The sequence below is a fragment of the Streptomyces sp. NPDC006450 genome (assembly GCF_040612195.1).
Lineage (GTDB): Bacteria > Actinomycetota > Actinomycetes > Streptomycetales > Streptomycetaceae > Streptomyces.
In genome coordinates, this window is record NZ_JBEXPT010000005.1 from 18,345 (window position 1) to 37,536 (window position 19,192).

The 19,192-nt window shown below is 72.5% G+C and carries 18 protein-coding genes and 1 tRNA gene; 11 read left to right on the forward strand and 8 right to left on the reverse strand.

What is annotated here, in order from left to right:
* The first annotated feature begins 129 nt into the window (after positions 1 to 129).
* Positions 130 to 1,713 (forward strand): APC family permease, encoded by a 1,584-nt coding sequence (locus ABZY57_RS03425; RefSeq protein WP_356507654.1) that lies wholly within the window; start codon positions 130 to 132, stop codon positions 1,711 to 1,713.
* 63 nt (positions 1,714 to 1,776) lie between these two features.
* On the opposite strand, the gene ABZY57_RS03430 is transcribed toward ABZY57_RS03425, so the two are convergent.
* Together ABZY57_RS03430 and ABZY57_RS03435 are read right to left on the reverse strand one after the other, a co-directional pair.
* Positions 1,777 to 2,136 carry a zinc ribbon domain-containing protein YjdM gene (locus tag ABZY57_RS03430; RefSeq protein WP_356507656.1) on the reverse strand — a complete coding sequence of 120 codons (360 nt, stop codon included), beginning with the start codon at positions 2,134 to 2,136 and terminating at the stop codon, positions 1,777 to 1,779.
* Between the two features lie 90 nt (positions 2,137 to 2,226).
* A tRNA-Leu gene (locus tag ABZY57_RS03435) sits at positions 2,227 to 2,314 on the reverse strand.
* 168 nt (positions 2,315 to 2,482) lie between these two features.
* Here ABZY57_RS03435 and ABZY57_RS03440 point away from each other — a divergent pair.
* From ABZY57_RS03440 to ABZY57_RS03450, 3 genes are all read left to right on the forward strand, one after another.
* Positions 2,483 to 3,808 (forward strand): M20/M25/M40 family metallo-hydrolase, encoded by a 1,326-nt coding sequence (locus tag ABZY57_RS03440; protein ID WP_356507658.1) that lies wholly within the window; start codon positions 2,483 to 2,485, stop codon positions 3,806 to 3,808.
* A 180-nt stretch (positions 3,809 to 3,988) separates the two neighbouring features.
* On the forward strand, positions 3,989 to 4,222 hold the full coding sequence (gene chpH, locus ABZY57_RS03445; protein WP_356507660.1) for a chaplin ChpH: 234 nt from the start codon (positions 3,989 to 3,991) through the stop codon (positions 4,220 to 4,222).
* A 176-nt stretch (positions 4,223 to 4,398) separates the two neighbouring features.
* Entirely contained in the window at positions 4,399 to 5,202 is an 804-nt protein-coding gene (locus ABZY57_RS03450) for a chaplin family protein (RefSeq protein WP_356507662.1), read from the forward strand.
* Between the two features lie 39 nt (positions 5,203 to 5,241).
* Here the strand turns inward: ABZY57_RS03450 and ABZY57_RS03455 are convergent, their stop codons facing one another.
* Positions 5,242 to 5,430 (reverse strand): DUF5703 family protein, encoded by a 189-nt coding sequence (locus tag ABZY57_RS03455; protein ID WP_243333977.1) that lies wholly within the window; start codon positions 5,428 to 5,430, stop codon positions 5,242 to 5,244.
* A gap of 47 nt (positions 5,431 to 5,477) precedes the next feature.
* On the opposite strand from ABZY57_RS03455, the gene ABZY57_RS03460 reads away from it, so the two are divergent.
* Positions 5,478 to 6,146, forward strand: a complete 669-nt coding sequence (locus tag ABZY57_RS03460) for a hypothetical protein (protein ID WP_356507665.1) — start codon at positions 5,478 to 5,480, stop codon at positions 6,144 to 6,146.
* Between the two features lie 77 nt (positions 6,147 to 6,223).
* Here the strand turns inward: ABZY57_RS03460 and ABZY57_RS03465 are convergent, their stop codons facing one another.
* Both ABZY57_RS03465 and ABZY57_RS03470 read right to left on the reverse strand, forming a co-directional pair.
* Positions 6,224 to 8,581 (reverse strand): helix-hairpin-helix domain-containing protein, encoded by a 2,358-nt coding sequence (locus ABZY57_RS03465; protein WP_356507667.1) that lies wholly within the window; start codon positions 8,579 to 8,581, stop codon positions 6,224 to 6,226.
* Entirely contained in the window at positions 8,578 to 9,570 is a 993-nt protein-coding gene (locus ABZY57_RS03470) for an aldo/keto reductase (protein WP_356507669.1), read from the reverse strand. Before ABZY57_RS03470 ends, ABZY57_RS03465 begins: the two co-directional genes overlap by 4 nt.
* A 100-nt stretch (positions 9,571 to 9,670) precedes the next feature.
* Here ABZY57_RS03470 and ABZY57_RS03475 point away from each other — a divergent pair, with 100 nt between their 5' ends.
* Both ABZY57_RS03475 and ABZY57_RS03480 read left to right on the forward strand, forming a co-directional pair.
* Positions 9,671 to 10,720: an LLM class F420-dependent oxidoreductase gene (locus tag ABZY57_RS03475; RefSeq protein ID WP_356507671.1), complete on the forward strand. Its 1,050-nt coding sequence runs from the start codon at positions 9,671 to 9,673 to the stop codon at positions 10,718 to 10,720.
* Between the two features lie 188 nt (positions 10,721 to 10,908).
* Positions 10,909 to 11,697, forward strand: coding sequence for a ferritin-like domain-containing protein (locus ABZY57_RS03480; protein WP_356507673.1), 789 nt, complete (start codon positions 10,909 to 10,911; stop codon positions 11,695 to 11,697).
* A gap of 19 nt (positions 11,698 to 11,716) precedes the next feature.
* On the opposite strand, the gene corA is transcribed toward ABZY57_RS03480, so the two are convergent.
* The gene (gene corA, locus ABZY57_RS03485) at positions 11,717 to 12,700 is read right to left on the reverse strand and encodes a magnesium/cobalt transporter CorA (RefSeq protein ID WP_356507675.1); all 984 of its coding nucleotides are present in this window, start codon (positions 12,698 to 12,700) and stop codon (positions 11,717 to 11,719) included.
* Positions 12,701 to 12,762: 62 nt separating this feature from the next.
* On the opposite strand from corA, the gene ABZY57_RS03490 reads away from it, so the two are divergent.
* The 4 genes from ABZY57_RS03490 to mshC all read left to right on the forward strand — a co-directional run bounded on the left by ABZY57_RS03490 (position 12,763) and on the right by mshC (position 16,310).
* Entirely contained in the window at positions 12,763 to 13,485 is a 723-nt protein-coding gene (locus ABZY57_RS03490; RefSeq protein WP_356507677.1) for a histidine phosphatase family protein, read from the forward strand.
* A gap of 77 nt (positions 13,486 to 13,562) precedes the next feature.
* Positions 13,563 to 14,153 carry a DUF3090 domain-containing protein gene (locus ABZY57_RS03495; protein ID WP_243333987.1) on the forward strand — a complete coding sequence of 197 codons (591 nt, stop codon included), beginning with the start codon at positions 13,563 to 13,565 and terminating at the stop codon, positions 14,151 to 14,153.
* Positions 14,150 to 14,962, forward strand: a complete 813-nt coding sequence (locus ABZY57_RS03500) for an SCO1664 family protein (RefSeq protein ID WP_356507679.1) — start codon at positions 14,150 to 14,152, stop codon at positions 14,960 to 14,962. The genes ABZY57_RS03495 and ABZY57_RS03500 overlap by 4 nt, the downstream gene beginning before the upstream one ends.
* Positions 14,963 to 15,080: 118 nt before the next feature.
* Complete coding sequence (gene mshC, locus ABZY57_RS03505) at positions 15,081 to 16,310, forward strand: cysteine--1-D-myo-inosityl 2-amino-2-deoxy-alpha-D-glucopyranoside ligase (RefSeq protein ID WP_356507681.1); 1,230 nt, start codon at positions 15,081 to 15,083, stop codon at positions 16,308 to 16,310.
* A gap of 145 nt (positions 16,311 to 16,455) precedes the next feature.
* On the opposite strand, the gene ABZY57_RS03510 is transcribed toward mshC, so the two are convergent.
* A complete protein-coding gene (locus tag ABZY57_RS03510; RefSeq protein ID WP_356507683.1) occupies positions 16,456 to 17,457 on the reverse strand; it encodes a PAC2 family protein in 1,002 nt (333 codons plus the stop codon).
* Positions 17,458 to 17,584: 127 nt separating this feature from the next.
* On the reverse strand, positions 17,585 to 19,192 hold the full coding sequence (locus ABZY57_RS03515) for a glycerol-3-phosphate dehydrogenase/oxidase (protein ID WP_356507685.1): 1,608 nt from the start codon (positions 19,190 to 19,192) through the stop codon (positions 17,585 to 17,587).

Below are 19,192 nucleotides of genomic sequence, written 5' to 3' on the forward strand. Positions count from 1 at the left end.
CAGACACCGCTCAGCAGGCACACCGCTCGGCCAGAACCGCTCAGCAAGCACCACCGCTCAGCCAGAACCGCTCAGCAAGGACCGCTCAGCAAGGACCGCTCCGTCCCCGCCCCGAAAGGACGCCCCGCCATGCCGACGGGCAGATCCACCACGCTCACCGACCCGGCCGGCCAGGCCGAGATCCGTACGTACAAGGGCCAGGACCGCGCCCTGCGCGCCGGCCGCCTCGGCACCGCCGGCCTGCTGCTCTCCGTACTCGCCGCGAGCGCGCCCCTGATGGTCGTCGCGGGTGTCATGCCCACCACCTTCGGGGTCATGGGCATCGTCGGACAGCCCCTGCTGTTCGTGATCCTCGGCGCCGTCCTCGCCCTCTTCAGCGTCGGCTACGCCGAGATGAGCCGGCACGTCCACAACGCCGGCGCCTTCTACGCCTACATCGCGCGCGGGCTCGGCCCCACCGCCGGCGCCGGCGCCTCGTTCGTCGCCCTCTTCGCGTACAGCGCCATGCAGGTCGGCGTCTACGGCATCCTCGGCTTCGAGATCTCCGGCCTCTTCGCCACGTACCTCGAGACCGAACTCGCCTGGTGGATACCGGCCCTGGCCGCCGTCGCCCTCACCGGCGCACTCGGCTGGCTCAAGATCGACCTGAACGCCAAGGTCCTCGGCGTCCTCCTGCTCATCGAGGTCCTCCTCGTCGTCGTCTTCGACGCCGCCGCCCTCGGCAAGCCGGGCCCCGACGGGCTCTCGCTGCACGCCTTCGACCCCGCGACCCTGACCGGCGCCGGCCTCGGCACCGCCCTGTGCTTCTGCATCGCCGCCTTCGTCGGCTTCGAGCAGTCCCCGGTGTACGCCGAGGAGACCAGCAGGCCGCACATCGTCGTCTCCCGGGTGATGTTCCTCGCCGTCGGCTTCGTCGCCCTCTTCTTCGCCTTCAGTGCCTGGGCCCTCACCGTCGCCACCGGCCCCGGCGACGTGGTCAAGGCCTCCGCCGAAGCCGGCCCCGGACTGCTCTTCCAGCTCACGGAGATCCGCCTCGGCGCCGCCTTCACCGACGTGCTGCACGTCCTCTTCGTGACCGGCATGTTCGCGGCGATGCTCAGCTTCCACAACGTCGTCTCCCGCTACGCCTTCGCCATGGGCCGCGAGGGCCTGCTCCCGGCCGCCTTCGGCCGGACCAACGCGGGCACCGGCGCGCCCGCCACCGGCTCGCTCCTGCAGACCGTGATCTCCGTCGTGGTTGTCCTGGCCTTCGCCTTCACCGACGACACCCCGGCCGGCGATCCCACCGTGCCCGTCCTGCACCTGTTCACCTGGATGGGCAGCGTCGGCGCCCTCGGCGTGACCCTCCTCATGGCCACCGCCTCCTTCGCGGTCATCGCCTTCTTCGTCCGCCGCGGCACCGCAGGCGCCCAGCTCTGGCGGCTCGCCGCCGCGGGCCTCGCCGGCCTCGCGCTGCTCGCCATCGCCGTCTACACGGTCAAGGACTTCGGCGTCCTGGTCGGCGCCGAGGAGGGCTCCGCGCTGAGCTGGGCCCTGCCCGGCATCATCGCCGCCGCCGCCGTCGTGGGCCTGGCGTACGGGCTCATCCTGCGCTCCGCCCGCCCCGCGGTGCACGCCCGCATCGGCCTGGGCAACGAGGCCTTCCGCCTCGACCAGGCGGCGGAGTCGGAGTCGGAGTCGGCCGGGACCTCGATCCCGGCCCCGCGCGGCTGACCCGTACACGTACGAAGAGGGGCCCCGCCGTGGCGGGGCCCCTCTTCGTACGCGGAGCGGAGTTCAGGCCTTCTTGACCACGCTGGACTTCAGCTGCATGGCCCCGAAGCCGTCGATCTTGCAGTCGATGTCATGCCCGTCGACCCCGTCGACGAGCCGGATGTTGCGCACCTTGGTACCCGCCTTGATCCCCGAGGGGCTGCCCTTGACCTTGAGCGCCTTGACGACGGTCACGGTGTCGCCGTCGCTCAGCACGTTCCCGACGGCGTCCTTCACGACCTGGGCTCCGGCGTCCCCGCCGGCCTCGGCGTCGCCCTCGGCGGGCACCCACTCGTGACCGCACTCGGGGCACACCACGAGCGCGTTCATCTCGTAGGTGTACTCACAGGAGCATTTCGGACACGGGGGAAGGTTCTCGTTCACCGGCCCAGAATATCCCGAACCCGTCGTGCACGGCCCGCCGCACAATGCTCCCCCAACGCAGAAAACCCCACGTGAAGTGGGGTTTTCGCTTGGTGTCCGAGGGGGGACTTGAACCCCCACGCCCGATAAAGGGCACTAGCACCTCAAGCTAGCGCGTCTGCCATTCCGCCACCCGGACAAGGTGTCTGTCTCGCGTCCCTCGCGGGCCGTTCCGACGTGGAAAACATTACCAAACATTCCGGGGTCCTCGATCACACCCCCCGACGGCCGGGGATCGCCCTTGGGGGAAGCGCCCCGGGGCGCGAGGATGGAGTCAGTTCGGTACTGATCAGTGGGAGGAAGCAGCGTGAGCGAATCGGGCGCGGGCAGGGCCGTCTCCGGCGAGGACGAGGTCGTCGACCTCTGCCGGGACCTCATCCGGATCGACACCAGCAACTACGGGGACCACTCCGGGCCCGGGGAGCGCAAGGCGGCCGAGTGGGTCGCGGAGCAGCTCGCCGAGGTCGGGCTGGAGCCGCAGATCTTCGAATCGCACAAGGGACGCGCCTCGACCGTGGCGCGGATCGAGGGTGAAGACCCCTCGCGGCCGGCCCTGCTGATCCACGGGCACACCGACGTGGTCCCGGCCAACGCCGCCGACTGGACCTACGACCCCTTCGCCGGGGAGATCGCCGACGGCTGCGTGTGGGGCCGCGGCGCGGTCGACATGAAGGACATGGACGCGATGACGCTGGCCGTCGTACGCGACCGCATGCGCAGCGGCCGCAAGCCCCCGCGCGACATCGTGCTGGCCTTCCTCGCCGACGAGGAGGCGGGCGGCATCTACGGCGCCCGGCACCTCGTCGACAAGCACCCCGACCTCTTCGAGGGGGTGACGGAGGCGATCGGCGAGGTCGGCGGCTTCTCCTTCACCGTCAACGAGAACCTGCGGCTGTACCTGGTGGAGACCGCCCAGAAGGGCATGCACTGGATGCGCCTCACCGTCGAGGGCACCGCGGGCCACGGGTCCATGACCAACAACGACAACGCCATCACGGAGCTCTGCGAGGCCGTGGGCCGCCTGGGCCGCCACACGTGGCCCGTACGCGTCACCAAGACCGTACGGAGCTTCCTGGACGAGCTCTCGGACGCGCTGGGCACCCCGCTCGACCCCGACGACATGGACGCCACGCTCGCCAAGCTCGGCGGCATCGCCAAGATGGTCGGCGCGACGCTGCGCAACTCCGCCGCCCCGACCATGCTCGGCGCCGGCTACAAGGTCAACGTCATCCCCGGCCAGGCCACCGCCCACGTGGACGGCCGCTTCCTGCCGGGCTATGAGGACGAGTTCTTCGCCGACCTCGACCGGATCCTGGGGCCGCGCGTGAAGCGGGAGGACGTCCACGCGGACAAGGCGCTGGAGACGGACTTCGACGGCAAGCTCGTGGACGCCATGCAGACCGCCCTGAAGGCGCACGACCCGATCGCGCACGCGGTCCCGTACATGCTCTCCGGCGGCACGGACGCCAAGTCCTTCGACGACCTCGGCATCCGCTGCTTCGGCTTCGCTCCGCTCCAGCTCCCGCCGGAGCTGGACTTCGCCGGGATGTTCCACGGCGTGGACGAGCGGGTGCCGGTGGAGGGCCTGAAGTTCGGCGTACGGGTGCTCGACCGGTTCATCGACGAGTCCTGAGGCGGGCGGGCGACGGGTGGCGGGCGGAGCGGGGCGTTGCTAACGCCCGGGAATCGAGAAGGTGTGCGGAATCCACTGAGAAGAGTGAATGCGCTCATACGCTCGTAGCCCCGGTGATCCCTCCTCGTTACAGGTGGTGCGGTCCGCGGCTGGGACCGCGCTTGCCTACTAGGAGGAACAATGCTCAAGAAGGTTGCCGCCGCTGCGGCTGTCACCGGTGGTCTGGTTCTCGCGGGTGCGGGTCTGGCTGTCGCCGACGCGGGTGCCCAGGGTGCGGCCATCGGTTCGCCCGGTGTCGCCTCCGGCAACGTCATCCAGGTTCCGGTCCACGTTCCCGTGAACGTCTGCGGTAACACGATCTCCGTGATCGGTCTCCTGAACCCGGCTTTCGGCAACACCTGCGTCAACGCCTGACGTATCTGAAGTTCTCGGCCCCGGAGTGCATTCCAGCGCTCCGGGGCTGCCGGGCTTCAGGGGCCCGATGACGATCTTTCGGCGTGCCGGGCGGGGGAGTCTGTGCGGCCGGCGCGCCGACCGGGCGTGCACGTGGGTGAACGTGCACGACGCACACACCAGGGGACGAAGTACAGATGCGACGACAGGTACAGGTCACCGGCAGGAAGACCTTGGTCACCATGGCGGCCGCGGGGGGTCTGCTCGCGCTCGGAGGGGGATACGCGCACGCGGACTCCGGCGCCTCCGGCCGCGCCGCGAACTCACCGGGACTGCTGTCCGGGAACGCCCTCGAGGCACCCGTGGACGCGCCGCTGAACGCCTGCGGGAACACGGCGACGGTGGTGGGGGCCCTCAACCCGGCCTTCGGAAACCGCTGCGCGAACCTCCCGGGCCGGCCCGGACACCCGCAGCATCCTCAGCACCCGAACCACCCCCAGCACCCCGAACACCCCCAGCACCCCGAACACCCGGGCGACCCGCACGAACCGTGCGACGAGGACACCGGCCCGGGGCACCCGGAACACCCGGAACACCCGAGCGGGCCCGGGGGCCACGAGAACCCGGGCGGTCCCGGCGACGGAAACCCCGGTGGTCCTGGGGGCAACGAGAATCCGGGCGGTCCCGGGACCCCGGGCGGGCACGGCACCCCCGGTGGTCCCGGGGGCAACGGCACCCCCGGCGGTCCGGGTGCCGGGCAGCAGCCGGGGACTCCGGCCGGCCCCGGCGCGGGTACCGGTACGGGGCCCGGCGCCGGATCGGTGACCCCGGTGACGCACCCCGCCCAGGGGACCGGCACCGGTACCGATACCGGTTCGACCCCGGCCGGGGGACTCGCCGCCACGGGCTCCGGCGATGTCCTCACCGCAGGAGTTCCCCTGGCCGCGGGCATGCTGCTGGCGGGCGCCGTGCTCTACCGCCGGGGCCGCAGCGCGGCCTGACGGTTCCTCAGGACGCGGGCCCCGCCCCAGGGGCCCGCGTCACCAGGTCGCGCGGACCTGGCGGATGATCCGGCGGCGCAATCGCACGCGGCGACTGCCGTCCCGAAGCAGGGTCAGCCGGTCGAGCTCCCAGTGCCCGTACTCGGCGTGTTCGGTCAGCAGGCGGGTCGTTTCCTGACGTGGAACCCCGCGGGGCACGTACAAGTCGACAAATTCGTATTCCGGCATCGCATCTATTGTGCCGTGAGAGCCCCGCTACGGATAGCGTCTGCACTATGTCTGATGCCGCTCTGCCCACTGTTGCCGAGGTACGCGCCGCCGCCGAGGCGGTCAAGGCCGCGCTCGACCGTCACCTCGCCGCGGTCGAGAGCAGGATCGGGGACGATGATCCGGACGTCTACGCCGCGTTCAACGAACTCGCCGCCGCCGCCGAGGAGTACGACGAGCTCCTCTACGACCGTTACGACGAGGTCACCCCCTTTGAGATCCCCACCCCCGAGGACGGGCTCCCGTACACCGGCCCCGCCGAACCCGCCGCCTTCAGCGTGCTCATCCGCCGTGACTACGCCGTCGTCGAGCCGGCTCGACTGATCGCCCAGGCCGAACGTGTCGTCGCGCACGACCGCGACGCCGAACTCGACCACGACGGCGGCACCGCCGACGCGCTCGGCGTGCTCTTCGGTGAGTACGAGCCGGACGAAATCGCCTCCCGCGCCAAGGACTTCGGGCTGGAGGAGGGCGATTCCACGCTGTGGATCGCCGCTTCGGAGGAGATCGCGGAAGCGGGGGAGTGGCTCGGTGCGCCCTTCGCGCACATCGATCCGCAGGACGTGATGCACCGGTTCGACGTCAGCTCGGTCTTCGACGAGGAAGACGAAGAGGGTGAATTCACCGAGGGGGCCGAGGACGGCGAGCCGGCCGAGCGCGGTCTGACCCCGGCCTGACCCGCCCCGCGCGACTCCTCGTACCGAACGCACCGCGGCCCCCTTCCCGGACGGGACGGGGGCCGCGGTGCGTTCCGTCAGCGGGGCTCGGCCGCCGCCGACGCCACGAGCGCCTGCAGCAGACCCGTCAGCCGGGTCGTACGGGGCTTCGCCGGTACTTCCGCGACCGCGCGCGGCAGCGCCTGGTCCACCCCGTGCACCACCGACAGGTGCCGCTCGGCCCGGCCGAAGGCCGTGTACACCCAGTCCCGGGACAGGGCCTGAGCCGCGTCCCCCGGCAGGACGACGACCGCCGCGGGCCAGCGCGAGCCGACGGCCTGGTGCGCCGTCACGGCCCAGCCGTGCCGCACCTGCGACTCCACCCGGTCCTTCGGTACGACGATCCGCGCGCCCGCGGCTCCGGCCAGGTGCAGCCCCTGCGCGTCGGCCGACACCACGCGGGCCGGCAGCGCCCGCCCGGCGGAGGGCACGTGGACCACCCGGTCACCGGGGTCGAAGCCGCCGAACCGGCCGGGGCCCGGGTTCAGCCGCTCCTTGAGGGCCGCGTTGAGCGCGCGGGTGCCCGCCGGGCCGCCGTGGCCCGGGGTGATCACCTGGACGGCGTCCGCCGGGATCCCAAAGGCGCGGGGCACCGACTCGGCGACCAGCTGCACGGTGCGGTGCACCGCCTCGCCGGCGTCGCGGACCGGGACGATGACGACCTCCTTGCCGGGAGCCTCGACCTGGTTCAGCTCCCCGACGCCGACGCCCGACACCAGCTCGCCGATCGGTCCCGGGTCCGGGATCCGGGAGACGACCTGCGGACAGGGACGGGCCGCGAGCACATCGGCGAAGACCCGCCCGGGACCGGCGGAGCCGAGCACCGCGGGGTCGCCGGACAGCACCAGACGGGCCCCGTCGGGGACGGACTCCACCAGCGCGGCCGCCGTCTCCACGTCCAGCTGCGGGGCGTCCAGGACGAGGAGCAGGTCCAGGGCGAACTGCCCGTCCGCGTCCCGCCCAGGGCCCTCGGCGCCGGCGAGCAGGCCCGCCACGGTGACGGCCCCCTCGGCCGGGGCGTGCGCGGCCAGGCAGGCCCGCAGGCCGAATTCCCGGGCGGCCGCGAGCAGTGCGCGGGGTTCGGCGCGGGCGGCTTCGCCGCCGGTGTGGGTGACCAGGCCGTGCCCGGCGGCGGCGCGGATCAGCTCGGCGCCCGTGCCGGTGGCGGCCTCGTCCCAGTCGGCGGGGTCCGTGAAGGTGTTGGCGAGCCGGGCCAGGCCCTCGGCGAGGCCCTCCTCGGCCATGGCGGAGCCCTCCAGGCCCACCAGGATGCGTACGGGCTGCTCCTCCCCCTCGGCGGAGTCCGCGACAGGCGGGCCGACGGGCTCCTCGAAGGCCAGCGCGGCGCCTTCACCGACGGCCGCCTCCAGGGCCTGCGCGGGGTCCGGTACGCCGTACTGGGCGAGGGCCGACTCCAAGGTGGGGGACTCCAGCACGGTGTGCCCCTTGGCGGCGGCCTGCGCCAGCAGCCAGCTCACCAGGGCGGCGGCCCGCCGCTCGTCCCCGGGGCCGGTCGCCTCGGCACCGAGGAGGGCGCGGGCGAACCCGTCGGCCTGGGTCGGGCGGACCCCGGCGACGGCCAGCAGCCGCCAGGGGGATTCGACGAGCTGCGCGGCGGCGTCCTCGCCGAGCGCGGCGGCGGTCTGCGGGGCGAGGGACTCGGGGGCCCCGCCCCTCGCCAGGACGGCGCGGATCGACTGGACGGCGTCGGGGGAGGGGGCGGTGGCATGCGGCGCGGGTGCGGGTGCGGATGCCGGGGTGTGCGCCGGGGCGGGCGCGGGCGCGGGGGACGGCGAGCGGGGCGCCGGGGGCGCGCTGAACGCGGCGGGGGGCTTGCCGCCGCTCTCCACGGCCCGTACGGCGGCCAGCAGGTCGGCGGCCGTGCCGCTGAGCTTGGCACCGGCCTCCACGGGGGCTTCGCGCTCCGCCTTGCGGCGGGCGATGCGCTCCCGCTCGATCTTCTGCGCGGCCAGTTCCGCCGCGGCTTCGCTGAGCTGAGGCGTGGCCTCGGCGGCCCCGTCCGCGCTGGCGGTCCCGGCGGCGGCTTCCGCTTCCGGGTCGGCGTCCGCGTCCGCCTCCGCCTCCGCGTCAGCGTCGTCGGTGGGCCCTGCGGGGCTTTCCCCCACCCCGCCCCTTCCCGAAACCGGGGGCTCCGCCCCCGGACCCCCGTCCGGGTCCGCGGCTCCGCCCTCGCCGGAGGCGTCCGCGACGGTTGACTCCCCGTCGGCGGTGTCCTCGGGGTCTGCCGGGGTGTGGTCCGCCGACGGGGGCTCGGCTTCGACGGCGGCGTGCGCGGCGGCTCCGTCCGCGGGGGCGGCCGGGTCTTCCGGGGCGGTGGCAGCGGCGGGCGCCGGGGCCTCCGCGGCAGCGGCGTCGGCGGCGGCGGTGTCGCTCACAAGGTGCTCCAGTCCTGATCGGGGTAGCGGTGGACGGGCGCCGAGACGTCGTCCAGCGCTTGGCGGATCTCCTGGGGAAGACTAAGGGCCTCCACCGACAGGGCAGCCCCGAGCTGCGCCGACGTGCGCGCGCCGACGATCGGCGCGGCCACCCCGGGTCGGTCCCGGACCCAGGCCAGGGCCACCTGGAGCGGGGTCACCGCCAGCCCGTGCGCGGCCGTCGCCACCGCGTCCACGATCCGGCTCGCCGGCTCGTCCAGGTAGGGGTCCACGAAGGCCGCCAGTGTCTCCGACGCACCCCGGGAGTCCGCCGGGGTGCCCGCCCGGTACTTCCCCGTGAGGACGCCCCGCCCCAGCGGGGAGGACGGGAGGAGGGAGACCCCCAGGTCCAGCGCGGCGGGGACCACCTCGCGTTCCACGCCGCGCTGGAGCAGGGAGTACTCCATCTGCGTCGACGCCAGCCGGGTGCGTACCCCCTGCGCCGCGAGCTGCCAGGTCGCCGCCTTCGCGAGCTGCCAGCCGCTGAAGTTCGACACGCCGGCGTACCGCGCCCGGCCGCTGCTCACCGCGATGTCCAGTGCCTGGAGGGTCTCCTCCAGCGGGGTCCAGGGGTCGAAGGCGTGGACCTGCCAGAGGTCGACGTAGTCCGTCTCCAGGCGGGCCAGGGAATCGTCCAGCGCGGCGAGGAGGTGGCCGCGCGAGGCGTCGAAGCGGCGGTCCGGGTCCGCGACCCCGCCCGCCTTCGTCGCGATGACCAGATCCCGCCGCGGGACGACGGAACCGATCAACTGCCCGAGGAGGTACTCCGCCTCCCCGCCCCCGTACACGTCGGCGGTGTCCACGAGCGTGCCGCCCGCGTTCCAGAACGTCTTCAACTGCGCGGCCGCTTCCGCCTCGTCCGGTCCGTCCGCCGACCGGCCCCAGGTCAGTGTGCCGAGACCGATCCGGGAGACGCGCAGTCCGGTGCGGCCGAGATGCCTCTGCTCCATGAGGGCTGAGACTACTGCCGCACTGACGCGGGACAGCCGGGCGCGCTACAGTCCCCGCAGACCTACGTTACTGATCGGTAAACCGGTAAGGGGACGACTTATGCGGCTCGGCATCAATCTCGGCTACTGGGGCGCTGGCATGGACGCCGACAACCTGGCCGTCGCGCAGGAGGCCGACCGCCTCGGCTACGACGTCTGCTGGGCCGCGGAGGCCTACGGCTCCGACGCGCCGACCGTGCTCGCCTGGGTCGCCGCCCAGACCGAGCGCATCGACGTGGGCTCGGCCATCCTGCAGATCCCGGCCCGCCAGCCCGCCATGACGGCCATGACGGCCGCCACCCTCGACTCCCTCACCAAGGGCCGCTTCCGGCTCGGCCTCGGGGTCTCCGGCCCCCAGGTCTCCGAGGGCTGGTACGGCGTGAAGTTCGACAAGCCCCTCGCGCGGACCCGCGAGTACGTGGAGATCGTCCGCAAGGCGATGACCCGCGAGCGGCTGTCCTACGAGGGCGAGCACTGGACGCTGCCGCTGCCCGGCGGGCCGGGCAAGCCGCTCAAGCTGACCGTGCACCCCGAGCGCGAGCACATCCCGCTCTACATCGCCGCCATCGGGCCGAAGAACCTGGAACAGACCGGTGAGATCGCCGACGGCGCCCTGCTGATCTTCCCGGCCGCCGAGCACCTGGAGGCCACCGCGCTCACCCACATCCGGGCGGGCCGCGAGAAGGCCGGCCTGACGATGGACGGCTTCGACGTCTGCCCGACCGTGCCGCTGGCCCTCGGCGACGACGTCGCCGGGCTCGCGGACATGTTCCGCCCGTACACCGCCCTGTACGTGGGCGGCATGGGCAGCCGCAAGCAGAACTTCTACAACCAGCTCGCCCAGCGCATGGGCTACGAGAAGGAAGCCGCCGAGATCCAGGACAAGTACCTGGCCGGCGACAAGCAGGGCGCGGCCGCCGCGATCCCGCACTCGCTGATCGACTCCACCACCCTGCTGGGCCCGGTCGAGCGCATCGCCGACGGGATGCGGGCCTACGCGGAGGCCGGGGTCACCACCCTGACGCTCGCTCCGGCCGGCTTCACCCTGGAGGAGCGGACCGCCGCCCTGCGGGCCGGTGTGGAGGCCATGGAGCTCGCCGGACTGGCCTGAGCGACGGAACGGAAGTCTGCGGCCGTGGTGGGGGCTCGGGGGGTCTTCCCCGCCACGGCCGACAAGCCAACAACGGGCCGGGCGGCCCCCGGGTTACGCACGGTGGGCCATCTCGGGGCTTCGTTCATTCGGACGAGTAGCGCGCCCCGCGGGTTGCCCGCCCGGGCGCGCGGAGTTTGACTCGGTGCATGCTCTCTGCCCGCAGCCTGTTCCAGGAGATCGTCGACAACGACGACTCCTTCCAGCTGTTCTGTTCCATCGCCGCCAGCGGGGAGACCCAGGGCGGCTGGGAGAACGCCCGGATCGCGGCCCTGGTACCCGACGGCATGCGCGATCTCGCACCCAAGATCACCCGGCACGGCGCCGACGAGGACAAACACGGCCGGATCTTCAACGCCCTGCTGCGCAAGCGCGGCCTGCCGCCCGTTCCGGTCCCGCCCGAGACCGACTACACGATGCTGCTGGAGCGCAGCGGCATCGGCCTCGCGCACGACAAGCTCCGCCGCGACGAGCCGCTGACCGAACGCGACATCGTCGTCTACCTCGCGCACAGCCGGGTCACCGAACAGCGCGCCGCCGACCAGATGGACATGCTGGTCAAGAACTTCGGAGACCACCCCGAGGTCGGCAAGGCCATCCGCATGATCAGCCACGACGAGGACAACCACCTCGCCTACTGCCACGAGGAGCTGCTGCGCCTCGCCCGGGAGGGCCACGGCCGCACCATCCAGCAGGTGCTGCGGGAGAGCGCGCTCGTCGAGATCGGCGTCTACCGGGACGTGAGCCTGGCCGTCATGGGCCACATGGGGCGGCTCCTGCGCTGGCCCGCACCGAAGGCGGCCGCGCTGGCCGCCGGGATCCGGGGCATGTACGCGTACGAGAGGTTCGCAGGCTGGCACCGGATGGTCTCCCTGCGCCCGCCGGCACGCGCGAACGCGCTGGGCGGCCCGGCGACGGCGGCGGCCGAGTTCGCGTAGCGGGCCGGTCCGGGGGCGGTCAGAGCCAGCCGCGGCGCTTGAACATCCGGTGCAGGCCCACGCAGACGACCGCCATCACCAGCAGCACCATCGGATAACCCCAGCGGTGCCTGAGCTCCGGCATGTGATCGAAGTTCATCCCGTAGATCCCCGCCACCATGGTCGGGACCGCGGCCATGGCCGCCCAGGCGGAGATCTTGCGCATGTCGTCGTTCTGCCGGACACCCATCTGCGCCAGGTGCGCGGCCAGGGCGTCCGAGAGCAGCCGGTCCAGGCCCTCGATGTACTCGTTCGCCTTCGTCAGGTGGTCGGCGACGTCGCGGAAGAACGGCTGGGAGCGCTCGTGCACGAAGGGCACGTTCCCGAAGGCGAGCCGGTCCATCGGCTGCAGCAGCGGACTCGTGGCCCGGCGGAACTCCAGGACCTGGCGCTTGAACCCGTAAATGCGGGCGGCGGTGTTCTTGCTGTCCGAGGGATTCGGCGCGAAGACCTCCGCCTCCAGCTCCTCCAGATCCGCCTGGAGCTCGGCGGCCACCTCGATGTAGTGGTCCACCACCGCGTCCGAGACCGCGTACAGCACCGCCGTGGGGCCGTGCTTGAGCACCTCGCGGTCCTGCTCCAGGCGGTGGCGCACGGCCGCCAGCGCGGCCCCCTCGCCGTGCCGGACCGTGACGACGAAGGAGTCGCCGATGAACACCATCAGCTCGCCCGTGCTCACCGTGTCCGAGGCCTCGTCGTACAGCACCGGCTTGAGGACCACGAACAGCGAGTCGTCGTAGACCTCCATCTTCGGCCGCTGGTGCGCGGTCAGCGCGTCCTCCACCGCCAGCGGGTGCAGCCCGAACTCCTCGCTGACGTGCTCGAATTCCTTCTCCGTCGGCTCGTACATGCCCACCCAGAGAAAGGCGTCACCGGTGGCCCGCGCCTCGTCGAGGGCATCGGAGAAGTCGTCGGGCGCCTCGGAGCGGCGGCCGTCGCGGTACATGGCGCAGTCCACAATCACCCGCGCATTGTTCCTTGCCCGGGCCCCGTCCGCACGTCGGCGTCACCGCATACCCTTCTGCCATGGCCACGCTGATCCTCGTACGACACGGGCGGTCCACCGCCAACACCGCAGGGCTGCTCGCCGGATGGACCCCGGGGGTGACCCTCGACGAGCACGGAGCCGCACAGGCCGCCGCGCTGCCCGGGCGGCTCGCCGCCGTGCCCCTCGCCGCGGCCGTCACCAGCCCGCTGGAGCGGTGCGCCGAGACCCTGGCCCCGCTGCTGGCGGCCCGCCCCGGTCTCGCCCTGCACACCGACGAGCGGATCGGCGAGTGCCACTACGGGGACTGGTCGGGCCGCAAACTCTCCGAACTGTCCGAAGAACCGCTGATGCGCGTCGTCCAGCAGCACCCCTCGGCCGCCGCCTTCCCCGGCGGCGAGTCCATGCGCGCCATGCAGGCCCGCGCCGTGGACGCCGTCCGCGACTGGAACGCGCGGATCGAGGAGGAGCACGGCTCCGACGCCGTGTACCTGATGTGCTCGCACGGCGACATCATCAAGTCCCTTGTCGCCGACGCCCTCGGCATGCACCTGGACCTCTTCCAGCGGATCCACGTCGACCCCTGTTCGGTCACCGCGATCCGCTACACGCCGACCCGCCCCTTCCTGCTCAGGCTCGGCGACACCGGGGACTTCGCGGCCCTCGCGCCCCGCGACAGCAGCGCGCCGGACGCCGCGGCGGCCGAGGACGCCGCGGAAGCGGGCGGCGAGGCCGTCGTGGGGGGTGGTGCGGGCGCGGTGTGATCGAACGGCGCAGTAGGGTGGACGGGCCAACCCATGGGCGCAGCCCTGCCCCTGCAGCCGAAGCTTGGAGACTGGACGTGCCCCGTCAGGTGTTCCTCTACGACCCGCCGGACCGTTTCGTGGCCGGCACGGTCGGCCTGCCTGGACGCCGTACGTTCTTCCTGCAGGCCTCCACCGGCCCCCGCGTCACCAGCGTCTCCCTGGAGAAGACGCAGGTGGCGGCCCTCGCGGAGCGGATGGAAGAGCTGCTGGACGAGGTCGTACGGCGCACCGGGGGCAATGCCCCCGTCCCGGCCGTGGCGCCCGCCGAGGCGACCGACACCGCACCCCTGGACGTCCCCGTCGAGGAGGAGTTCCGCGTCGGCACCATGGCCCTGGCCTGGGACGGCGAGGACCAGCGCATGATCGTCGAGGCGCAGGCCCTGGTGGAACTCGACGCCGACTCGGAGGAGGACCTCGCCGAGGCGGAGGAGCGGCTGCTCCAGGACGAGGAGAACGGGCCGCCCATGCTGCGCGTGCGCCTCACCGGCGCCCAGGCCCGGGCCTTCACCAAGCGGGCCCTGGACGTGGTCAACGCGGGCCGGCCGCCGTGCCCGCTGTGCAGCCTCCCGCTGGACCCCGAAGGGCACGTCTGCCCGCGCCAGAACGGCTACCGGCGCCAGGCGTGAACGCAACGGGGGGAACGCCGGAACTGGAAGCACTGCTGGCCCACGGGGAACTCACCGTCGTCGGCCGGATCCGGGAAGCGTCCAACGCCGTCCTGCTGTGCACCGTCACGCACGGGGGCGTGAGCACCGACTGCGTGTACAAGCCGGTCAAGGGCGAGCGCCCGCTGTGGGACTTCCCCGACGGGAACCTCGCCCAGCGCGAGGTCGCCGCGTACCTGGTCTCCGAGGCCACCGGCTGGGGGCTGGTGCCCCCGACCGTGCTGCGCGACGGACCGTACGGCGAGGGCATGGTCCAGCAGTGGATCGAGACGGGGGAGTCCCCGGAGGCGGAACTGCTCGCGCTCGTGGACGGCGAGGAAGCGGGGGAGGGCTGGAAGCCCGTCGCCTTCGCCGAGGTCGGCGAGGGCCGCACCGCGCTCCTCGTGCACGCCGACGACGAACGGCTGCGCCGGATGTCCGTCCTCGACGCCGTGATCAACAACGGCGACCGCAAGGGCGGCCACCTGCTGCCCGCCCCCGACGGCCGGCTCTACGGCATCGATCACGGAGTGACCTTTCACACCGAGGACAAGCTGCGCACCCTGCTGTGGGGCTGGGCGGGGGAGCCGCTGACCGAGGAAGCGGCATCGGTGCTGACCTCGCTGGAGGCCTCCCTGGCCGCCGGGCAGCCCCTGGCCACCCGACTGGCCGAACTGGTCACCGCCGCCGAGCTGGCCGCCGTACGGGCCCGCGTGGCGCTGCTGCTGCGCACCGGGAGGCATCCGCAGCCCTCGGGACAGTGGCCCGCGATCCCGTGGCCGCCCGTCTGACGGTCGGGGCCCGCTGCCGGACTGACGCACAGAACCGGCCATGGCGCAAGAGTGCCGATCCGGACAACAGTGCAGGTCCGGTTCGTTTCAGGAACACCCGTCCGGTTAGGCTCGAGACATGCATGCCTGGCCCGCTTCTGAGGTCCCCGCCCTGCCTGGCAAGGGCCGCGACCTCCAGATCCACGACACCGCGACCCAAGGGACGATCACCCTCGCCCCCGGTCCCGTCGCCCGTATCTACGTCTGCGGGATCACCCCGTACGACGCGACGCACATCGGTCACGCGGCGACCTACAACGCGTTCGACCTCGTGCAGCGCGTGTGGCTCGACACCAAGCGGCAGGTCATCTACGTCCAGAACGTCACGGACGTCGACGATCCACTGCTGGAGCGGGCCCTGCGCGACAACCAGGACTGGACGGAGCTCGCCGAACGCGAGACCGCCCTGTTCCGCGAGGACATGACCGCCCTGCGGATGCTGCCCCCGCAGCACTACATCGGCGCCGTGGAGGCCATACCCGGCATCGTGCCGCTCGTCGAGCGGCTGCGCGACGCGGGCGCCGCCTACGAGCTGGACGGCGACGTCTACTTCTCGGTGGAGTCCGACCCGAACTTCGGCAAGGTGTCCAACCTGGACGCCGAGGCGATGCGGCTGCTGTCGGCCGAGCGGGGCGGCGACCCGGACCGGGTGGGCAAGAAGAACCCGCTGGACCCGATGCTGTGGATGGCGGCCCGCCCGGGCGAGCCGAGCTGGGACGGCGGCTCGCTGGGCCGTGGCCGGCCCGGCTGGCACATCGAATGCGTGGCCATCGCCCTGGACCACCTGGGCATGACCTTCGACATCCAGGGCGGCGGCTCCGACCTGGCCTTCCCGCACCACGAGATGGGCGCCTCGCACGCCCAGGTGCTGACGGGCGAGTTCCCGATGGCCAAGGCGTACGTCCACGCCGGGATGGTCGCGCTGCACGGCGAGAAGATGTCGAAGTCCAGGGGCAATCTGGTCTTCGTATCGGCCCTGCGGCGGGCCGGAGTGGACCCGGCGGCCATCCGCCTGGCCCTGCTCTCGCACCACTACCGCGCGGACTGGGAGTGGACCGACGAGGTCCTCGCGGAGGCCCAGGCCCGTCTGGGGCGCTGGCGCGCGGCCGTCTCCCGCCCCGACGGCATCCCGGCCGACGACCTGGTCGAAGAGGTCCGCGAGGCCCTCTCCGACGACCTGGACGCCCCCGCCGCCCTCGCGGCCGTGGACCGCTGGGTCGAGCGTCAGCTCGTCACCGACGGAGACGACGAGTCGGCCCCGGGCCTGGTCTCGCGCACGGTGGACGCCCTGCTGGGCGTAGCGCTGTAAGCACCCGCCGGAGGGGCTGGGTTGCCCGCAGGGCGATTCCAGCCCCTCCGGCGTTCGAGGAGCGGGGTCCGGGGCGGAGCCCCGGGACACGGTGAAAGGGCGGGGCGGGGAGAAGAACTCCCCGCCCCGCCCTTTCACGGTCCGGCTACGCCTCCGGAGGCGTCTCGTCCTCGTCCGGTGAGGCCGCCGGAGAGGCCGGGGGCTCGTCCCCGGACGAGGACGGCTCCGGCTTCCGCTTCGGCGGCCGCGCCAGCCCACTGGACGGGTCCCGCAGGTACGACCCGTCCCCCGGCTCCGCGCCCGCGGACGGATCACGCCGCCGCAAGTACCGCTCGAACTCCCGGGCGATCGCGTCCCCGGAGGCCTCCGGCAGGTCCGCGGTGTCCCGCGCCTCCTCCAGCGTCTGGACGTACTCCGCCACCTCGCTGTCCTCGGCGGCCAGTTGGTCCACGCCCAGCTGCCACGCCCGCGCGTCCTCGGGGAGTTCGCCCAGCGGGATCCGGATGTCGATCAGATCCTCCAGCCGGTTGAGCAGCGCGAGGGTCGCCTTCGGGTTCGGCGGCTGGGACACGTAGTGCGGTACCGCCGCCCACAGGGACACCGCCGGCACCCCGGCATGGGTGCAGGCCTCCTGGAGGATGCCCACGATCCCGGTCGGACCCTCGTACTTGGTCTCCTCGAGGTCCATCGTGCGCGCCAGATCGGCGTCCGAGGTCACCCCGCTGACCGGCACCGGGCGGGTGTGCGGGGTGTCGCCCAGCAGCGCCCCCAGGATGACGACCATCTCCACGCCCAGCTCGTGGGCGAAGCCCAGGATCTCGTTGCAGAACGAACGCCACCGCATGGACGGTTCGATGCCCCGCACCAGCACCAGGTCGCGCGGTTTGGTCCCACCGATCCGGACCACGGACAGACGCGTCGTCGGCCACGTGATCTTCCGCACCCCGTTGTCCAGCCACACCGTCGGCCGGTTGACCTGGAAGTCGTAGTAGTCCTCGGCGTCCAGAGCCGCGAAGACCTCGCCCTTCCACTCCCGGTCCAGGTGTGCGACCGCACCGGAGGCCGCGTCACCCGCGTCGTTCCAGCCCTCGAACGCGGCCACCATGACCGGGTCGATCAGCTCGGGCACGCCCTCAAGCTCGATCACCCAGGTCTCCTTCCGAAGTTCCCTTGTGTACGTGGGTCAGCCTAAGCCTTGATGAGGCACCGGCCACAGCCCACGACAGAGGGGCGGTTCCCCCTGGAACCGCCCCTCTGCCCGTTCACGCCACCGCTTATGCCTTGTGGGCCAGCATCTCCTCGACCCGGCCGCGCACTTCGGCGCTGTCCAGACCGCGGACCGTCACCGTCGTGCGGCGGCGCAGCACGTCGTCGGCCGTCTCGGCCCACTCGTTGTCACGGGCGTAGGCGACCTGCGCCCAGATCTCCGGACCGTCCGGGTGGATCCGCTCGGCCAGCGCCGGGTCCTCGTTGGCGATCCGCGCGATGTCGAAGGCCAGCGAGCCGTAGTGCGAGGCCAGGTGCCGCGCGGTCAGCGGGTCCATCCGGGAGCCCGGCTCGCGGTCCACGAGCAGCCGGTGCGCCACCGCGTTCGGGTTGGCGACACCGGGCAGCGCGATCCGTCGTACGAGGGACTTCACCGGCTCCATGTCCTCGGTCAGCGGGCTGCCCGGAAGCTTGGCCAGCTTGTCCATGACCACGCGGCCGATGTGCCGGTACGTGGTCCACTTGCCGCCGGCCACCGACAGCATGCCGCCCGCGCCCTCGGAGACGACCGTCTCGCGCTTGGCCTTCTCCACACCCCCGGGACCGCCGGGCAGCACGCGCAGGCCCGCGAAGGCGTACGTCATCAGCGAGCGGTCCAGATCGGCGTCCTTCACCGAGAAGGCCGCCTCGTCCAGGATCTGCTGGATGTCGCCCTCGGTGGCCCGCACGTCCGCCGGGTCCCCCTCGTACACCTCGTCGGTGGTGCCCAGCAGGAGCTGGTCCTCCCACGGCAGGGCGAAGGTGATGCGGTACTTGTCGATCGGGGTGGCCATGGCGGCCTTCCACGGCGACTTGCGCTTCATGACGATGTGCGCGCCCTTGGACAGGCGGATCGACGGCATCGAGTGCTTGTCTTCCATGCGCCGCAGGTGGTCCACCCACGGGCCGGTGGCGTTGAGCACGACGCGCGCGTCGACGCCGAACTCGGTGCCGTCCAGGCGGTCCTTGAGCTCGGCGCCCGAGACCCGGCCGCGCGTCATGCGCAGGCCGGTGACCTCGGCGTGGTTCAGCACGACCGCGCCCGACTCGACGGCCGCGCGGACCGTCATGACGGCGACGCGCGAGTCGTTCATCTGGTGGTCGTAGTAGACCGCGACGGCCTTGAGGTTGTCCGTCTTCAGACCCGGGTTGTCGGCGGCGGCACGGGCCGGAGAAATGATCTTGCCCATGCCGTCGCCGAAGGCCGAGAGCGCCGAGTACGCGAACACGCCCGCGCCCAGCTTCGCCGCGCCCACCGGACCGCCCTTGTACACCGGGAGGTAGAAGGTGAGCGGGTTGACCAGGTGCGGGGCCACGTCCTTGGCCAGGACCCGGCGCTCGTGGTGGTTCTCGGCGACCAGCTTGACCGAACCGGTCTGCAGGTAGCGCAGGCCGCCGTGGACGAGCTTGGAGGAGGCTGAGGAGGTGGCGCCGGCGAAGTCGCCGGCGTCCACCATGGCGACCCGCAGACCCGACTGCGCGGCGTGCCAGGCCACCGAGGTGCCCAGGATTCCACCGCCGATGACCAGCAGGTCGTACGTGGCCTTCGCCAGCTGCTCACGGGTCTCGGCGCGGCTCGCGTTCGAACCGGCGGTCGGGTGCGTACCCAGGGTGGGAACGCTCTGCAGGGTGCTCAT

What these genes read in the sequence shown, in the direction of transcription:
- ABZY57_RS03425 (WP_356507654.1), top strand. Translation starts at nt 130, where the DNA reads ATGCCGACGGGCAGATCCACCACGCTCACCGACCCGGCCGGCCAGGCC.
- chpH (WP_356507660.1), top strand. Translation starts at nt 3,989, where the DNA reads ATGCTCAAGAAGGTTGCCGCCGCTGCGGCTGTCACCGGTGGTCTGGTT.
- ABZY57_RS03450 (WP_356507662.1), top strand. Translation starts at nt 4,399, where the DNA reads ATGCGACGACAGGTACAGGTCACCGGCAGGAAGACCTTGGTCACCATG.
- ABZY57_RS03455 (WP_243333977.1), bottom strand. Translation starts at nt 5,430, where the DNA reads ATGCCGGAATACGAATTTGTCGACTTGTACGTGCCCCGCGGGGTTCCA.
- ABZY57_RS03460 (WP_356507665.1), top strand. Translation starts at nt 5,478, where the DNA reads ATGTCTGATGCCGCTCTGCCCACTGTTGCCGAGGTACGCGCCGCCGCC.
- ABZY57_RS03470 (WP_356507669.1), bottom strand. Translation starts at nt 9,570, where the DNA reads ATGGAGCAGAGGCATCTCGGCCGCACCGGACTGCGCGTCTCCCGGATC.
- ABZY57_RS03475 (WP_356507671.1), top strand. Translation starts at nt 9,671, where the DNA reads ATGCGGCTCGGCATCAATCTCGGCTACTGGGGCGCTGGCATGGACGCC.
- ABZY57_RS03480 (WP_356507673.1), top strand. Translation starts at nt 10,909, where the DNA reads ATGCTCTCTGCCCGCAGCCTGTTCCAGGAGATCGTCGACAACGACGAC.
- ABZY57_RS03490 (WP_356507677.1), top strand. Translation starts at nt 12,763, where the DNA reads ATGGCCACGCTGATCCTCGTACGACACGGGCGGTCCACCGCCAACACC.
- mshC (WP_356507681.1), top strand. Translation starts at nt 15,081, where the DNA reads ATGCATGCCTGGCCCGCTTCTGAGGTCCCCGCCCTGCCTGGCAAGGGC.
- ABZY57_RS03515 (WP_356507685.1), bottom strand. Translation starts at nt 19,192, where the DNA reads ATGAGCACCCTGCAGAGCGTTCCCACCCTGGGTACGCACCCGACCGCC.